The organism is Candidatus Uabimicrobium helgolandensis, from assembly GCF_041508025.1.
Taxonomy (GTDB): Bacteria; Planctomycetota; Uabimicrobiia; order Uabimicrobiales; family Uabimicrobiaceae; genus Uabimicrobium; species Uabimicrobium helgolandensis.
Window position 1 is genome coordinate 8,760,442 of sequence record NZ_CP165719.1, and the last position, 15,987, is coordinate 8,776,428.

Annotated in this window: 14 protein-coding genes; 5 read left to right on the forward strand and 9 right to left on the reverse strand. The window is 33.8% G+C overall.

What is annotated here, in order from left to right; translation table 11 throughout:
• Positions 1–249 precede the first annotated feature (249 nt).
• Both UABHE_RS32340 and UABHE_RS32345 read right to left on the reverse strand, forming a co-directional pair.
• Positions 250–450, reverse strand: coding sequence for a hypothetical protein (locus UABHE_RS32340; RefSeq protein WP_372367592.1), 201 nt, complete (start codon positions 448–450; stop codon positions 250–252).
• Between the two features lie 137 nt (positions 451–587).
• The gene (locus tag UABHE_RS32345; protein ID WP_372367593.1) at positions 588–845 is read right to left on the reverse strand and encodes a hypothetical protein; all 258 of its coding nucleotides are present in this window, start codon (positions 843–845) and stop codon (positions 588–590) included.
• Between the two features lie 159 nt (positions 846–1,004).
• Between UABHE_RS32345 and UABHE_RS32350 the strand changes: the two genes are divergently transcribed.
• Complete coding sequence (locus tag UABHE_RS32350; protein ID WP_372367594.1) at positions 1,005–1,598, forward strand: IS607 family transposase; 594 nt, start codon at positions 1,005–1,007, stop codon at positions 1,596–1,598.
• Between the two features lie 18 nt (positions 1,599–1,616).
• Positions 1,617–3,161 (forward strand): RNA-guided endonuclease InsQ/TnpB family protein, encoded by a 1,545-nt coding sequence (locus tag UABHE_RS32355; RefSeq protein WP_372365790.1) that lies wholly within the window; start codon positions 1,617–1,619, stop codon positions 3,159–3,161.
• 539 nt (positions 3,162–3,700) lie between these two features.
• Here the strand turns inward: UABHE_RS32355 and UABHE_RS32360 are convergent.
• Positions 3,701–5,041, reverse strand: a complete 1,341-nt coding sequence (locus UABHE_RS32360; protein ID WP_372367595.1) for a serpin family protein — start codon at positions 5,039–5,041, stop codon at positions 3,701–3,703.
• A gap of 578 nt (positions 5,042–5,619) precedes the next feature.
• Between UABHE_RS32360 and UABHE_RS32365 the strand changes: the two genes are divergently transcribed.
• On the forward strand, positions 5,620–6,012 hold the full coding sequence (locus tag UABHE_RS32365) for a 26S proteasome complex subunit SEM1 (RefSeq protein WP_372367596.1): 393 nt from the start codon (positions 5,620–5,622) through the stop codon (positions 6,010–6,012).
• A 279-nt stretch (positions 6,013–6,291) separates the two neighbouring features.
• The gene (gene dnaA / locus UABHE_RS32370; protein ID WP_372367598.1) at positions 6,292–7,695 is read left to right on the forward strand and encodes a chromosomal replication initiator protein DnaA; all 1,404 of its coding nucleotides are present in this window, start codon (positions 6,292–6,294) and stop codon (positions 7,693–7,695) included.
• A gap of 7 nt (positions 7,696–7,702) precedes the next feature.
• On the opposite strand, the gene UABHE_RS32375 is transcribed toward dnaA, so the two are convergent.
• The 3 genes from UABHE_RS32375 to UABHE_RS32385 form a co-directional block, all read right to left on the reverse strand.
• Positions 7,703–9,022, reverse strand: a complete 1,320-nt coding sequence (locus UABHE_RS32375) for a hypothetical protein (protein WP_372367599.1) — start codon at positions 9,020–9,022, stop codon at positions 7,703–7,705.
• Positions 9,023–9,108: 86 nt separating this feature from the next.
• Complete coding sequence (locus UABHE_RS32380) at positions 9,109–10,449, reverse strand: hypothetical protein (RefSeq protein WP_372367600.1); 1,341 nt, start codon at positions 10,447–10,449, stop codon at positions 9,109–9,111.
• An 85-nt stretch (positions 10,450–10,534) separates the two neighbouring features.
• Positions 10,535–11,812 carry a hypothetical protein gene (locus UABHE_RS32385; protein WP_372367602.1) on the reverse strand — a complete coding sequence of 426 codons (1,278 nt, stop codon included), beginning with the start codon at positions 11,810–11,812 and terminating at the stop codon, positions 10,535–10,537.
• Between the two features lie 45 nt (positions 11,813–11,857).
• On the opposite strand from UABHE_RS32385, the gene solA reads away from it, so the two are divergent.
• Positions 11,858–12,973: an N-methyl-L-tryptophan oxidase gene (gene solA / locus UABHE_RS32390; RefSeq protein WP_372367603.1), complete on the forward strand. Its 1,116-nt coding sequence runs from the start codon at positions 11,858–11,860 to the stop codon at positions 12,971–12,973.
• Between the two features lie 299 nt (positions 12,974–13,272).
• On the opposite strand, the gene UABHE_RS32395 is transcribed toward solA, so the two are convergent.
• The 3 genes from UABHE_RS32395 to UABHE_RS32405 form a co-directional block, all read right to left on the reverse strand.
• Positions 13,273–13,626 carry a VOC family protein gene (locus tag UABHE_RS32395; protein ID WP_372367604.1) on the reverse strand — a complete coding sequence of 118 codons (354 nt, stop codon included), beginning with the start codon at positions 13,624–13,626 and terminating at the stop codon, positions 13,273–13,275.
• Between the two features lie 72 nt (positions 13,627–13,698).
• Positions 13,699–14,103 (reverse strand): helix-turn-helix domain-containing protein, encoded by a 405-nt coding sequence (locus tag UABHE_RS32400; RefSeq protein ID WP_372367605.1) that lies wholly within the window; start codon positions 14,101–14,103, stop codon positions 13,699–13,701.
• A 150-nt stretch (positions 14,104–14,253) separates the two neighbouring features.
• Complete coding sequence (locus tag UABHE_RS32405) at positions 14,254–15,885, reverse strand: acyl-CoA dehydrogenase family protein (RefSeq protein WP_372367606.1); 1,632 nt, start codon at positions 15,883–15,885, stop codon at positions 14,254–14,256.
• Positions 15,886–15,987: the final 102 nt, after the last annotated feature.

Consider the following 15,987-nt stretch of genomic DNA (forward strand, 5'->3'; position numbering starts at 1 on the left):
GAGAAATATCAAAAATTTTAGAAGGAGTGAGCAACTATATATCTAGCTAGCCGAACCTGTTCTGGTAAAATGAAGGCAGCATACAAAATCGAAAACTAGTTGAAACGAGAATGTATTCTAGCGGGGTAAGCAGCGGTGGTATGCAAGAAAGATAATTACGGAACTGGAGAGAGCTTCCTTATCCCAGTTAGCAGTTTTACCACTGTTTTTGGAAACTTACCAAAAGGGAATTTTTTGTACGGAGCGTACTTAGTAACTAAGTAACATTCGTTCCGCAATCTTTCTTGGAAGTCCGCTAGAAATAACTTTACTTGCTGCTTTTTCAGCATCATATTCAATGCTATAAATCCATATTTTACATGTTGTACTGTCGTAGATTCCACAATATGGATGCGGTCTATAAGGTTTTGGATTACCTTTTGGAAAACCAACGCTACCTACACCTATCAAGGTTTTGCTATTTTTATTTACGATGATTTCCTTATTTCTCGAAGGAATTTCTAAGTCTATGAAGGATGGATTTGATTCACCACAAAAAATTATAGGGGCATAACAACCAAAAAAGCAAACAGGTGTTTCTAGGTTATCTATAGCCGTGCATCATAATTGTTGAATATTCCGTCAAAAAGTTCAGGAGAAGACAAATTTCCGTAAACCAAAGTCATATCTGTATTTAAGGTAGTAACTAAATCTAGACCCCATAAATATTTTTTTTCTTCGATACTGAGTTGTCCTTGTGACCAGCGCAAAAGGTGTAATGCTTCCGAATTATAAAATTTCAACTGTTTATCTAGCCTACCAGCAACAGCATAATCTTGATCGCCAGCAACAGTTACACAGTTCAAATCACGTATTATTTTTAAACATTCCTTCGGATTTGCTCCATAGTTGACTGTATTACCTACACATAAGTATAGTAAAGTTTAACATAAATCAATATCAAATATGATCAAAAAATATCAAATTATTCTTGTCGAAAAGAAAAACTAAAGTATAATAAAGTAATGAAACTATCAGAATATGCAAAAAAGAATTCAATAACTTATTTAACAGCTTATCGTCATTGGCAAAAAGGCTATATAAAAGGAAAACAACTCCCGTCAGGAACAATAGTTGTTTTCGACGAAAAGGAAAAAAAAGCTAAGGAAGAAAAGCCAAGCGTGATCATTTATGCACGAGTATCATCATCAGAAAATAAAAAAAATCTAGAGTCTCAGTGCAACCGCCTAAGAGATTATGCAAGTGCTAGAGGCTATCAAATAGCAAAAGAAATCAAAGAAATAGGATCTGGATTAAATGATAAGAGAGCAAAATTAAAGAAAATTTTAGAATCAGATGATTGGGAAATTTTAATAGTAGAGCACAAAGATCGTTTGGCAAGATTTGGATTAAATTACATTGAAATATTATTAGCAAAAGAAAATAAAAAAATAGAAGTAATAAACAAAACAAGTGGTGATAAAGAGGACTTGATGCAAGATTTCGTAAGTATAATTACTTCTTTTTGTGCCAGATTATATGGGTTGAGAAGAAACAAGAGGCGAACAGAGAAAATTATAAAAGAGTTAGAAGAAGAAATGAGTAAAACTGAAAAATAAGTGAGTTTAAGCAAAATTATGAAGCTCGTAGAAAAACATCATATAACAAAAAATAATAAAAAATACTCTGAACTGGACGACTTAAGTTTCCGTTCAAAAAATCTATATAATGCTGGATTGTATGTAGTGCGTCAAAATTTTTTCGCAGGAAAAGGTTTTATAGGTTACGAAAATCTTCAAAAAGAGCTACAACAAAGTAAGCAGCCAGACTATTACGCACTACCAACAAAAGTAAGTCAGCAGATATTAAGAGTATTGTGCAAAAACTTCGAATCATTTTTTAGAGGGTTAGAAGGATACAAGATCAATCCAAATAAATTCAAGGCAAAACCAAAATTGCCAAAGTATAAACATAAGAGTAACGGACGGAATATAGTTTTATACCCAATAGATGCAATAAACAAAAAAGAATTAACAAAGAACAAAATCAAGCTATCAATGTGTAACATAACATTGTCATGTCAACAAAAACACATCAAACAGGTAAGAATAGTTCCTCGATATGGAATGTACAAAATAGAGATTGTTTACGAGAAATCAGTGTATTTACTCAAAGAAAAAGATATCACGTCGGAATTTCTCTTAGAACTACAAAAAGATACACCAATATCATTGTATTTGAGAAAAAAGTGTTCAAAAATATTGCAAGAAAAAATAGAAAACTACAAATGCGATAAACCAGCAAAGTTATTAAAAAAAGCAATAGCAGATAAATTGAATTCTTTGATCAAAACAAAAATTTATAACAAAGATATTTTTGATTCTGTAACACTATCAAAAGTAACAAAACAAATATTAAGTCAAAAGCCAAAAGAAGAAAAGTTACTTGAGTTCAATAGATTATTATTAGAAGATTGTTACAAACAATTAGGAAAACATAAAGTTCTTAATCCTAACCTTGATAAAAACAAAATCGCTGGAATAGACATTGGGTTAAACAACTTAGCGGCTATAACTTCAAATCAAAAAGACTTCACTCCTGTCTTGATTAACGGTAGACCTCTAAAATCGATTAACCAATTTTTTAACAAAAAGCGTTCTTGTTTAATGTCTTATATCGGTAACAAAGGAACTAGTAGAAGAATTGAAAAACTTACATACAAAAGAAATTGCGTTGTTAGCAACTACCTTCATCAATCTAGTCGCTATATCATTAAATTGCTAGTTGAGAAAAGTATTGGAACATTAGTTATTGGCAAAAACGATGATTGGAAGCAACAGATTAACATTGGCAAAAGGAATAATCAAAATTTTGTTTCTATTTCCCATTCTCAGTTTGTTAACCAACTTACCTACAAAGCCCAACTTGCTGGTATTGAAGTTCTTATTCAAGAAGAAAGTTACACTTCTAAATGTTCTTTCTTAGACAGTGAACCGATTAAGAAACATCAAAATTATTTGGGACGCCGTGTTAAACGAGGTCTATTTAGGTCTAAACAAAATATTTTGCTTAATGCTGATATCAACGGGGCAGCAAACATTATTCGAAAAGCAATCCCGAATGCTTTTGCTAACGGGATAGAGGGCATAGTAGTATTCCCCAAAAGGATCACTCCTTTTTAAATGAAAATTCATTAAATGTAATATTTGATAATGTTTTCGTGAACTATCTATCGATGTCTTTTTTTTTCAAATGATTTAGTACTGCTTCTAGAGCTTCTAAGTTTCCATGTATATTACCAAGAATTCCGTATCGCATAATATATCCTTGAAACATCTTTTCAAAAAGCAAAAGGCATTCAAGCCTGGCATGAATGCCTTTTGCTTTGATTCTTTAACTATTTTGCAAATACGCCCTATTGAGAAGCCTTATTCCAAACGGGCGCACCGAGGGGACACCGTTAACTCGCTACTTGAAATCTGCCCAAGGCCATTGGTCACTTTACTCGATTGACAATGATGTTGTATTTCAAAAACTGTAGATTGAGATATTGTAAAGCGCCCATGTATGAAATTCCTATTCGAACCCGAGAGCCATAATTCTTAGTGGTTTCTCTACTCTATCGCACTTATTGCGTAACGTGCATAAAGTTGTACATCCTCACAGAAAGGGAAATGGGACTTTTAACGGTTTAGAGCAAAAAATCCCATTTAAGTAAATTTTATAACTCCATTATTCGTCCTAAAAATAATGTACTTTTTGTTTGTTTGTCGAATATAAGAAATACAAACGGGCGATTTGCGTTAAAACGAATTAAATAGTCTTCGGATCTATCGACATAAGACAGCGTACTATACGCCACAGCCGTTGCTGCGGCTGCTTCTGTTCCTTTTTCATCAAACTCAATAAATGCTTTGTGAATGATTTCTGAAATCACCAACGGCTTTTTTGCTATTCCAGAGAAGTTCGCTTTAGAAGATGAAAAAGCTTGTTTCATGCCCATTTTTTCTAGTGGTTTATTTAAAGAGCGCTGATCAACTAACTTAAATTTAGGAATTGTAAAGTGTATGTTCTTACTTTTTGCATTTGCTAAAAACGCGTTGATATCAAAACTATCTATACTTTGTGTAAATGACTGAGTTGGGTTGGGAAGTAGAATAATTGCGACAATTGAATTTCCTTCATACGGTAGTTCAATTGCTTGAAGATTTCTATCTTCGTGGTATAAAAAATAATTCGTCATACTCATCATATCTACATTAGATTCTTTTTGCCCAAAAAACTTCCTCTTTCTTGTTTCTCCGTTATCAAATGGCATTGCCCATTGCCCTTTGAAGTAAATTGCGTTTGTTAAAACCAAACGTGTATCAGGGGTTATAACATTTTTTTCTAATAAATTTTTAATTTTTTTATTCGTTTTTTCTTCGACCCAAGAATTAATTTTTAGGCGTGAATATTCTGTTGCTCTTACAAAATCTACTTTCCTTGCACTACTGCGATAATTTTTATCAAGTGTATCTATAAATGCCTTTTCCAAAGAAAAATCGCTATGCACCCAGATAGAATTGGCCACATTAAATTTATAGTTATCTGAACTTTGACTTTTATCTATCAAGTTAGAAAATGCGCGATGTAGCTTCGCGTCGGGTAATGTAAAATTTAAAGCAGTTTTCATTTCTTCGCGTGTTTGTTCTCTTGCTCCGCTATAGGTCATTGCTAACGCTGTAGAAACGCTATATGGAGAAAAAAAGATATTTTTTGACGAGGAATCAGCCAATTGCCTATACAAATTCCACGCAAAATTCGTATTATTTTTCGCAAGCTCATCAGTATCTTCGTTAGAGACATCAATAATGTTACCGGTAATACTGATCTGAGTTTCTTTTTTTATATCTATGTTTTTTGATGAATTCTTTATGCGATTATGAGAATCTTGTTGTTGGTTACTATCAATATTTTTCTTTTTAGAGTCAGTACTTAACTTCCTATTATATAAATCATTTACACATGATATCATGAGGATGCAGATAAGTATTCCTATATAGGTATTTTGTTTCTTCATTTTTAAGTTCCTTTCAAAAATTATTTTTAGAACATTGTATCAATTCAGTGTAATTGTTATGTCATTTGTTGGTCATTTGTTGGTCATTTGTTGGTCATTTGTTGGTCATTTGTTTGTCATTTGTTTCAAAGGTTTCTAGTAGGTGTCAAATGATAGCAAAAAGGGAGAGCTAAAGATGGGAAGCATAACTTTTCGGGAGTTCTTAGTGGCACTCCACTCATATTCTGCCAATTTTGTTTTATCGTCTCCAAAATAGTATTTAAATTGAGAACCAGTACGACATGCATACTGCCATTCGACTTTTTGCAATTCGGTGCCAGGCTCAATATCTTATTTGTAATTCGGTGCCAGGCTCAAGATATTACGAGTCTGGCATGAATGCCATGAAATTGACTTGGAAGATTATTATGTTTTAAGTTATTATGAGTCTGGTATGAATGCCCATGACTAAGTTCAATACTGACTAAGGAGATTATCATGGAAAAAACAGACTTTTTTGAAAAAATACTCAGGAATTAAAAGCAGATGCTGTATGTGACTACTGCAAACAAAAACTCTTAGCTGAAAAAGAAATAAAAATGAATGAGGCCATAGTTGGGCCAAGGTTGTATTGTCAGGTTTGTCGGAAAAAAGAAGTTTTGTCTCCATGTTATGTTTGCCAAGTTGTTAAAGGTTATTGTAGGTGCTATGAATACCAAATATCATTAGGCATTTCTGTGCCTAGAGCCAGAGGATTGAGAACAGATGTTAAAGTTTGTAGAGGATGTGGTAGTTTACCTTGTCTCAATGAGAACTATATTTGTTCGAAAAGCTCGCGATTTAAAGGAATTCTCTTACCTGGAGCTGATAACTCAGATGACACACTGGAAGAGGATGATAAGTTCGAGGATGTGTTGGAAGAGGATATGTTGGAAGAAGATGATTCTGGTGATTTTAAACATTCCGTGCCAACAATCGACTTTTCCAAATAACTATTGCGTTTTCAATTATAGCTAGTTTTTATCCTTAAATGAAATATCGTCATATAGACGAAGCCCGGCTCATCACCGACTTGCAGCGAAATAGCGAAATCTCACTGTAATAATTCAGTTCTAGTAAACTCCCTTGTTACTTTACACAAGAAATCTACTTATTTTTTGCTTCGCTAATTACGGTTATTGACAAAACAACATTTGCAAATATAATAAGTGACCAGCCAAAAGTATTCACATTTGGTTTGCTCTTCATAATTCTTAATGCAGGATATTTCTATGACTTCTGATTACAATAAAAATCTATGGAACGCGGTACTTGCCGAGTTAGAAGAAAAAATTTCAAATCGCTTACATAGTTTGTGGTTTCAAAATACAGAACTTCTTTCGTACTCAAAAGATTTATTAACAATGAGTGTCGAAAATGAATTTATCCAACAAAGAATATTAGAAAATCATAGACAAGATATAGTTGATGCTGTATTTAAGTGTTGTGGAGACCAACCAGAGCTAGAATTAATTATTCGCGAGGAAAATAAGGAAGAACAAGGCTTTTTTGACTTTGAAGATAAAATCAATACTTATTGGCAAAACGAAGGTGCAAAAGAGTTTCCAGCGGTGCATGCCAATATTGAAGCGGTAAAGCAACGTGTTCAGCTCAACGATCTTTATACTTTTAACAATTTTGTTGTTGGTCCTTCTAATCAATTGGCTCATGCTGCAGCACTTGCTGTTGCAAATAAACCAGGAGAGACCTATAATCCTTTGTTTATGTATGGAGCTGTCGGGCTAGGAAAAACACACCTATTGCAAGCAATTTGCCATAATATTTTATCGGCCTCAGAGAAACACAATATTGTGTATCTGTCGTGCGAAGAGTTTATTAATCAATTTATTACTTCTGTCGAACGTGGAAACGTCGAAGGATTTCGCCAAACGTTTCGCTATATCGATATTCTTGTTATTGATGATATTCATTTTCTAGCTAATAAAGAAAGAACTCAAGAGGAGTTTTTCCACGTTTTTAACATGTTTTACAACGCGCACAAGCAAATTATTTTGTCAAGTGATAGCCCACCGTCGGAGATTCCAGAATTGCGCGAACGTTTAGTTTCGCGTTTCAAGTGGGGACTTGTTAGCCAAGTTGATATTCCTACTTTTGAAACTCGTGTTGCAATTGTTAAAAAGAAATCGCGTTTAAAAGGTACGCCTTTTGGAGATGGTGTTTGCCAATATGTTTCAGAGAATATTGTTTCTAATATTCGCGAACTAGAAGGAGCAATTAATCATCTACTTGCTCTGTCTGATTTACACAAAGAGAGTATAACTCTCGAGTTTGCGCAACAGTATTTGAAGGAAGTTATTATTCCTGAAGAAACAATGATTCAATTACCTCTTATAATGAATGTTGTTGCAAAAGATTTTAATGTCACCATTGGTGACTTACAGTCAAAAAAGCGCCATAAGTCAATTGTAATTCCACGGCAAGTGGGAATGTATTTAGCGAAAAAATTAACCAACTACTCCTTGCTTGAAATTGCAAATTTTTTCGGAAAACGCGATCATACCACAGTACTTCATGCTGTAGATAAAATTAAGGATCTACGTAAACAAGACAAAGATCTCCACGAAAAATTAGTTGATTTGGAGTATAAAATTTCAGGGACAGATAGCAAAGACTGATATGTAATTATATGTTTTGTAATTTTTTTAGAGCTTGTAATTTCATGTATTTAATTTGCGATTGTTTTATTTCTTGTTCTCTAAAAACTTGTTGAATTTTTTCTATATCTTTCTCTTTTATTTCAATGTAAGCTTCTCTAGAGAATGACTCTGGTTCTTGAATATGAAGTAGTAAGATGTGATGTGATTTTTCCTTATCGATAATCATGCCAAAATGGTAGCTTTTTATGTGTTCATATTGGCAATAGTGCTCTCGGAAATTTTTCTTTTTTATACAGCGAACTTTGTCTTTTTCCAAGAAGAACTCTTTACCCTCTTTTTTACCATAATTCCATATCATCTCTAGGATCGCAGATGTAAAAATTGCTAGGGAAAAATTTCCTACTAAGTAATAACTGTAAGGCCTTGTTTTCCAAAAATTCCCAAAACCAAGTTTTATAACAATACGATTTATGTCTCTAAAATTCTCATAAATTAAAGGGTATAGTAAAAGAATCATACCTAGAGTTAAGAACACAAGCACGATTGTTGTTAAAATAGTAATATGTAGCGAATAAGATCTTCTCACCAAAGCTGGTACAGTATTACCGGCAATAAAACGATACACTATATTGGAGTTGTTGTCGTTTTCTTTGGGCTTAATTTTTACTAAATGTTCAATTAATTCTTGATCTTGATTAAAAATTTGTAGCTCTTTTGCTAGTTTTTCATTAACTAAAGTAGTTTGTGCTTCGAAGCGCGGTGCTACAAAAAAAACTTTTTGATTTGTTATTAAATTGAGAAAAGTACGAAGATGTTCAACTGGCACTTGTCGGACATGAATTGAAAATACTACGTTTGTTATTTTATTTTCGATAGCATGAGTAAGTTTTTGTTTTGCCAGTAATAGTTCTTCTTCTGGTATCTTTCCTCCAATAACTATAGAAAAAAAATCGCTGAAAAGTTTACCTTGTCGATGGTTTTCTTCATTGTAAGAAAAAGAAAAACTTTTGGATTTTGAGTATATAAAATAAGCCATAAGTATCGCTATGGTACTTGAAAATCCTCTTAGAGCTATAATTTTTTTTTCTACTTCTTGGTCCAATATTTTTTGGTCTAATAAATATACTATGATCGAAATTAAAAAAGAACTAACAGTAACAACAACAAAAAATAAAGCTAAAATACGAAATATGCGCGTTGTGTAACTATCATAATTCGCAGGGTTTTCAATGAAAGTAGCGACTGTCGCAACAAATGGAATACTCAAAGCTAAAATAGATACTAAATAAAATACTTTTGTTTGCCTATCGTTTGTTACTACAACTTTAATGATAAGTACTAACATTGAAAGAAATAACGTATTACGTAAAAATAATCTTGCTGTTTTTATTTGTGTTCTCCTTTAGCAACTGCAATGCTTTACTTAAGGTATTAAATGTCGATATGTTTTAGTAATTTGTTGTATCTAATTTGCGATTGTTGTATTTCTTGTTCTGTAAATACTTGTTGAATTCTTTTTATATCTTTCTCTTTTATTTCGATGTAGATTTTTTTAGATAAAGACTCTGGTTCTTGAATATGAAGTAGTAATACATGGTGTAGATTTCCTTTGTCGATTGCGACATTAAAATCGTAGTTTTTTATATGTTTATATAAACAGTAATCCTCTCGGCAGTTATTGTCTTTTACACAACGAATTTTGTCTTTTTCTAAGAAAAATTCTTTGGCCTCTCTCTTACCATAGTTCCATATCATTCCTACAAGTGCAGATGTTACAATTGCTAACAAAAAACTTCCCATTATGCAATATTGATAGAACTCTGATTTCCAAAAATTTCTAAAACCAAGTTCAATAACAAAGCGATGTATATCGCTGAAGTATCTATAAATAAAAGGATATATTAAAATAAACGTAGCAAGAACTAAGAATGCGAATGCAATTATCGTTAAAATAGCAAGGTGTGGAAAATAGGACTTTCTCACAAGGGCAGGTACGTTATTACCGGCAATGAAGCGATATAGTACATTAGGATCATTGTTATTTTCTTCGCGTTTAAGTTCAACTAGATGTTCAAATAATTTTTGATCTTGATCAAAAATTTGTGATTCTTTTGCTAGTTTTTCATTAATTAAAGTAGTTTGTGTATCAAAGCGCGGTGCTACAAAAAAAACTTTTTGATCTGTCATTAAATCGAGAAAAATACGAAGATGTTCGGTTGGTACTTGCCGCGCATGAATTAAAAACACTACGTTTGTTATTTTATTTTCGATAGCATCAGTAAGTTTTTGTTTTGCCAGCGATAGTTCTTTTTTTGGTATTTTCCCTCCAATTACGATAGAAAAAAAATCACTAAAAGCTTTACCTTGTTGATGGTCATCTTCATCGTAAGAGAAAGAAAAACTTTTTGATTTTGAGTATATAAAAGAGGCCATAAGCATCGTTATAATACTAGAAAATCCCTTTATTGCTATGATTTGTTTTTCTATTCTTTGGTCCAATAAATACATTACTATTGAGATTAAAAAGGAACTAGCTGTAAGAACAACGAGAAATAAAGCTAGAATACGAAACATACGTGCTGTGTAGCTATCATAATTTAAAGGATTTTCAAGGAAAATTGCCACTGTATAAACAAATGGAACACTCAAAGCTAAAATGGAGATTAAACAAAATATTTTTGTTTGCCTGTCACTTGCTATTGCAGCCACAATAACAAGCACCAATATTGAAAGAAATAGCGCATTGCGTAAGAATGTTTTTATTGTTTTCATTTAGGTTTTCCTTTAATAACCACAACACTTAAAATAAGACACATCCGATAATTAATTATGGATGTGTCTTATTTTAGGTTACAGTTTATCTTTTGCGTAAAAGAGGAGCAATGAACACATTGCGAATTTTATGCTCGCTATCTGCACCACCTGTTGCTGCAGAAAAGCCAATATTTTTATATTCGTTGTTCCATTTGTATTCATGGCTAATTGTTGGTTTACTATTTTTATCTAAATAAACATTTATTTTATTTGCGTAAACTACAATTTTTACTTTGCGCCATTTTCCATGTGTGTAGATAGATTTATCCCATTTATCTGTAATTAATGAATCATTTCCATCTCGAACCATTATTCGTCTTGACTCATACGTAGTAAAAAAAACGCCGTAGCCTGTTCCGTCTTTTTTGAACCCGCAATCTCCTCCTGTTGGAGGATTATTATATTTTTTGGCATTCTTGGCAAACATAAATACAAAGCCGTCAGCTGAATTATATATGTTATTGATTCCACCATCGTTGTCGTAAATCGAATATTCGAATGCTACTGCAAATGGAATACTCACTTCTTTTTTATACCAGACCGCTGCTGCCGCTTCTGTACGATCATCAGGAGTTAGTGTTACAGTATTTCCATCGGCTACTGGATATTGCTTGTTATTTGTTTGATAGTAGTTCCAGTTTTTATCATTAAAATACGTATCTTTGTCTTTCCACGTTTGGGTTTTTTCAGGAATTCGGCTGAGTATTTTGTCCATCTGACCATTGTAAAATTTATTAGGATATCGCCACTTATCATAGCGAAAAGGTCGATTGACTGGAACTTTGTCACCGGAAAAGACTTGCGTTGTGGATGAACCACTTTCTAGAGTAATATGACCACTTTTATCAATATCTAATTTTATTACTCCGTCTCCATTCCATTTCATTGTCCATAGAACTTTTTCATTTATAATAACTTTAATCCACCAGTAGGCTGTGGAGTAGTTATTTGGACTAGGAAAAAAACCTTGGGCGCTAAAGTCAATGTAGCCTTTTTGCGGAATATAGATACTTAAATCGTCCTTATAACCATACCAACCGCCCCTTGTAGATTTTTTATTAGATAGTGATATAATATGAACGAAATCGCTGTAGTCATTATTTATACTTTTGAAAGTCCAGCCACGAGAGCCTTTTTGAGGAATTTGCTTTTTTAGTTCTTCATTCTTGGCTGTGAGTTCTTGTACTTGTTTTTCTAGTTGTTTGTATTTTTTAGCGTTTTCCAATATGGTTTCTAGGTGATTTATCGTTTGTTGTAAAGAAGTTTTTTCTTGGCAAAAAGCAATTGCCATCAAACAAAAAAAAGTGATTATGTACTTCATAATAATCTCCAAAATATAGGTTCTTAAGAGGTGGAGTATAGAAATATGGAAAAATTTGATACTATTATTATCGGCTTGGGAGCTATGGGTAGTGCAACTGCTTACTCTCTTTCTCAACAGCAAAAAGTTCTTGGTCTAGAACAATTTACTTTAGCTCATACTTTTGGCTCTTCTCACGGAGAAACGCGCGCAATTCGCGAAGCGTATTTTGAAGACCCTGTTTATGTTCCTATGGTTCAGCGTGCTTATCATAATTGGTTTGCACTGGAAAAAAAAGCACAAACTTCCTTGCTAAAGCAAGTAGGTGGTTTGATGATAGGTTCTCCGCAGGGGATTGTTGTTCAAGGATCAGAGAAAAGTGCCGTAGAGCATAATTTACCTTATGAACGTATTGATTCATCTACTATAAAAAATAGATTCCCATTTTTTAATCCTGACGAAAATATGATTGGTATTTGGGAGCCGCGTGCAGGTATCTTGCTTGTAGAAAAATGTATAAGTACATATTTGGAGCTTGCTAAAGAGCAAGGAGCAAAATTGAATTTTTCGGAAAAAGCATTGTCGTGGGGTGCATCTGGGAATGATATCACTGTTACCACAACAAGAAATTCTTACAGCGCAAAAAATTTAGTACTTACAGCAGGAGCATGGCTTGGTGATTTGTTTCCTTTTATAAAACAGCATTTGACAATTGAAAGGCAAGTACAGCTCTGGTTCGAAAGCGAAAAAAAATGTGAGAATTGCCCTGTTAACATTTGGGAATATAAACCGGGCTATTTTTTTTATTCATTGCCGGATGTTGGTGGTGGTGTGAAGGTTTCTTTGCACCATAATGGTCAGCATACAACGGCAAATAGTATAAACAGAGAAGTTTGTCAAAATGAAGATGTTACTCCTGTTCAAGATTTAATTCGTACTTATTTACCATATATTAATCCACAAGTAATACGTAGTAGTGTTTGTATGTATACCAATACTGTTGATGGGCACTTTCTTCTCGACCATCACCCACAACATAATAATGTTTGGATTGTTAGTCCATGTTCTGGTCATGGTTTTAAATTTTCAAGTGTAATAGGAGAGATTGTAACTTCTCTTGTTACTACAGGAGAATCACCATTCCCACTGGAGCGTTTTTCATTACGGCGCTTGCTTTCATAATAGACTTCCTAATTAAGCACTAAAAAACATACCTCGCTCACAATAATTAGGGCGGGTTCTTTTTACAAAAAAAATATGTATAAACTGGGAAACTGTAACAAAACGGAAAATAAAACTTTGTTAGAAGAGGTAATATTGATTTTTTAATAGAGGTACGGCTAATAGAGAAGCCGTACGCTGGGTTTGATGGCGGAGCTGGAAATATAGTCATGGTAGAAAGACTCTTTCTCAAGGAACTTTCTACCTAAAACTAACGCGCCTGTTCTCAATCTGATGCCAAATTGATTCCCTATTGGCGCTTAACAAATTTGATTTGCATGAATTTGGTGAAATCGTCTTTCTTTTCGCACAGAAAATTGAACTCCAAGACTTTCTAATCTTTGATGTTCTTTTGCAAGATCGTCTACCATGAAGGATGTCCAAGGGATGCCTGCATCTTTCAAAGCTCTTTGGTACACTTCTGCAGGTTGGAAAGACATTGGTTCAAGTAATAATTCTACACCACTTTGTTCTTTCGGTGAAACGACTGTTAGCCATTTATGCTCACCTACCGGGATATCTGTTTTTTTTATAAAACCTAATACCTCTGTATAGAATTTTAATGCTTTTTCTTGGCTATTTACAGGAACACTTGCTACGTGTATTCTAATCATTTGGTTAACTTCCTTTACTATTCTATTTCTAAATGATGCTACACAAGCATAACAAAGTATTTTTAAAAATTCTTATTCTGGATTGCTATTATTCATTTTTTGGTAATTTTTGGGGGAATATCCTGTAGCGCACTTAAAAGTGTTTGAAAATGTCGGTAAACTTTCGTATCCAATACTATAACAGACTTCTGTGACAGACAGCCCTTTTTCGAGTAACTCCTTCGCTTTTAAAATTCTCAGGTCTCTTAAATATTGACGCGGAGTAATTCCATAAATTTGTTGAAAGATCCTGATATAATGAAAGCGAGACATAAATGCTGTTGCTGCTATTTTTTCCAATTCAAGTTTTTCTGAGTAGTATTTTTCCATAAAAGCTTTGGATTGTCTCACTTGCTCATACTGATATTCTGGTAATAAATGTTTTTCAATTATTCGATCCATCTCTTGTTCGTAGTATGTTTTGGGCTGATCAGTCATTCATTACTCCAAATTTAGTCTACGGTCTTTATTAGATCAATAGCGTCTGGAAAGTCAGTATAGAATTTGCCAAAACCTCTCAGATAAATTGATCTTATTGGAGAGTCCAAGTAAAAAAGATGACGTTGGGTCGAGAACAGGTGCCAACTTTTATAGCAGTTGTATTTTTTCGAGATCTTGTGCCGAAAATTGTTCTATAGAAAGAAGATTTTGACAATATTTTTTTGCAATAATTTTCGATTCAGGATGTTTTTGAGCGAATTCAATAATTAAGGTTGTAGCAGTGATACGTGCTATAGAGTAGGCTAATTGTCTTGCTTCTACTTCTAAGAGATCGCGTTCTTTGTTATGAATAAAACTAGATAATTTTTGGGTACTTGTTTTTACAGTTTCTATACAATCTTGACATGATTGCAGATTGTTTAGTTGTTCATTAACCCATTTGCACCATACCGGAAAGGATTGTTCTTTTTGTATAGCGCGTAAGACATCCAGGCTCAATATATTTGTTGTTCCCTCCCATATAGAGTAAACTTGAGCATCGCGCAAGAATTTAGGGAGTTTTGTATCTTCTATATAGCCCGCTCCTCCAAATAATTCTAGTGTTTCGCTTGATATGGCGATGGCTTTTTTGGCAGAGTACAATTTGGCAATAGGAGTTAATGTACGTAGCAATTTTTCTTCTTCTGGAGTCGCGATGTTTGTTTCACTCTTTCCTAGTAGTTCTATAAGGAAAAAAATCAAATGAAAACATCCTTCGAATTCAATTTTTAATTCGCATAGTGTACGATAATGCAAAGGATGTTCTATAAGAAGTTTTCCAAATGCTTTGCGCTTTTGCGCGTAGTCTATAGCCAAAGATAAGCATCTACGCATGTGTCCAAGAGCAGTAATTGAATTGTAAAGCCGTGTTATATTTAACATTGACGCTATTTTTCGGACGCCATTACCTACGCCAGCGATAATTGTTGCAGGTGTATCGTGTAGTGTGAGTTCTGCTGTGGGTAGCGCTTTTGTTCCTAGTTTATCTTTCAAGCGATGTACTTCAATGTTTTGTAATTGTTGGTTATTGTCGCGCAGGACTAACATAAATAAACTAAGTCCTTTACTGCCTTTTTCGTTATCAATGCGCGCCAACGTTAATGCCATTTCAGATGTTGTGGCTGAAGTAAACCATTTAGTACCACGCAGTTTGTAACGGTCTTCTTTTTCCCATATAGCATTAGTTGCTGTTTGGCTTACGTCAGAGCCTCCACGGCGTTCTGTCATCCACTGTCCTGAAGTCCAAAAATTAGCTGGATCGCGAGAAGTTAATTTCTCAAATGTTTGTTGCTGTTTTTTGTTTCCATGTATTTCAATGACGCGCGCAGCGCCATCTGTCATTGCAAGAGGGCAGGTGAAAAATGCTGAAGAGGGATGAAATAAATAGAGTTTTGCAAATTGGTATAAACGAGAATAATGTTGTTGTTTACGTTCGTAACCAATGGCGATGAGTCCTTCTGTTGCTGAAATAGTTTTTAGTTGTTGCCATGCATTACAGACGTTGATTTTGTCTATGCGTCTTCCCCAGCTATCATAGGGAGTATGTTGTGGAGGATTGTCTTCTGCTTCCTCACCTAAAGGTAGAATATTTCTAATAACAGTATCGCCAAATCTATGTAAATCTTTTGCTATATCGTTATATATTTCGTTTGGTAGTTTCCATTGTAAATATTGTTTTAGGAGAGAGTCAGCATGATATTGGTTTTTTAATTGGGGAGGCTGTTGAAAAAAGCTACTCATGATTGTATCCTAACTAACGCAATAAGTGAATGTGTTATTTGGATCGTGATAAAAATCAAGCCAATACAAAACTAATGTTGCAGGTTCGTAACTAGAGCTATT

Excerpts from the sequence above, each read along its gene's own strand:
- dnaA (WP_372367598.1), top strand. The coding sequence starts at position 6,292 with ATGACTTCTGATTACAATAAAAATCTATGGAACGCGGTACTTGCCGAG.
- UABHE_RS32365 (WP_372367596.1), top strand. The coding sequence starts at position 5,620 with ATGAATGAGGCCATAGTTGGGCCAAGGTTGTATTGTCAGGTTTGTCGG.
- solA (WP_372367603.1), top strand. The coding sequence starts at position 11,858 with ATGGAAAAATTTGATACTATTATTATCGGCTTGGGAGCTATGGGTAGT.
- UABHE_RS32400 (WP_372367605.1), bottom strand. The coding sequence starts at position 14,103 with ATGACTGATCAGCCCAAAACATACTACGAACAAGAGATGGATCGAATA.
- UABHE_RS32405 (WP_372367606.1), bottom strand. The coding sequence starts at position 15,885 with ATGAGTAGCTTTTTTCAACAGCCTCCCCAATTAAAAAACCAATATCAT.
- UABHE_RS32385 (WP_372367602.1), bottom strand. The coding sequence starts at position 11,812 with ATGAAGTACATAATCACTTTTTTTTGTTTGATGGCAATTGCTTTTTGC.
- UABHE_RS32355 (WP_372365790.1), top strand. The coding sequence starts at position 1,617 with ATGAAGCTCGTAGAAAAACATCATATAACAAAAAATAATAAAAAATAC.
- UABHE_RS32350 (WP_372367594.1), top strand. The coding sequence starts at position 1,005 with ATGAAACTATCAGAATATGCAAAAAAGAATTCAATAACTTATTTAACA.
- UABHE_RS32360 (WP_372367595.1), bottom strand. The coding sequence starts at position 5,041 with ATGAAGAAACAAAATACCTATATAGGAATACTTATCTGCATCCTCATG.
- UABHE_RS32375 (WP_372367599.1), bottom strand. The coding sequence starts at position 9,022 with ATGTTAGTACTTATCATTAAAGTTGTAGTAACAAACGATAGGCAAACA.
- UABHE_RS32380 (WP_372367600.1), bottom strand. The coding sequence starts at position 10,449 with ATGAAAACAATAAAAACATTCTTACGCAATGCGCTATTTCTTTCAATA.
- UABHE_RS32395 (WP_372367604.1), bottom strand. The coding sequence starts at position 13,626 with ATGATTAGAATACACGTAGCAAGTGTTCCTGTAAATAGCCAAGAAAAA.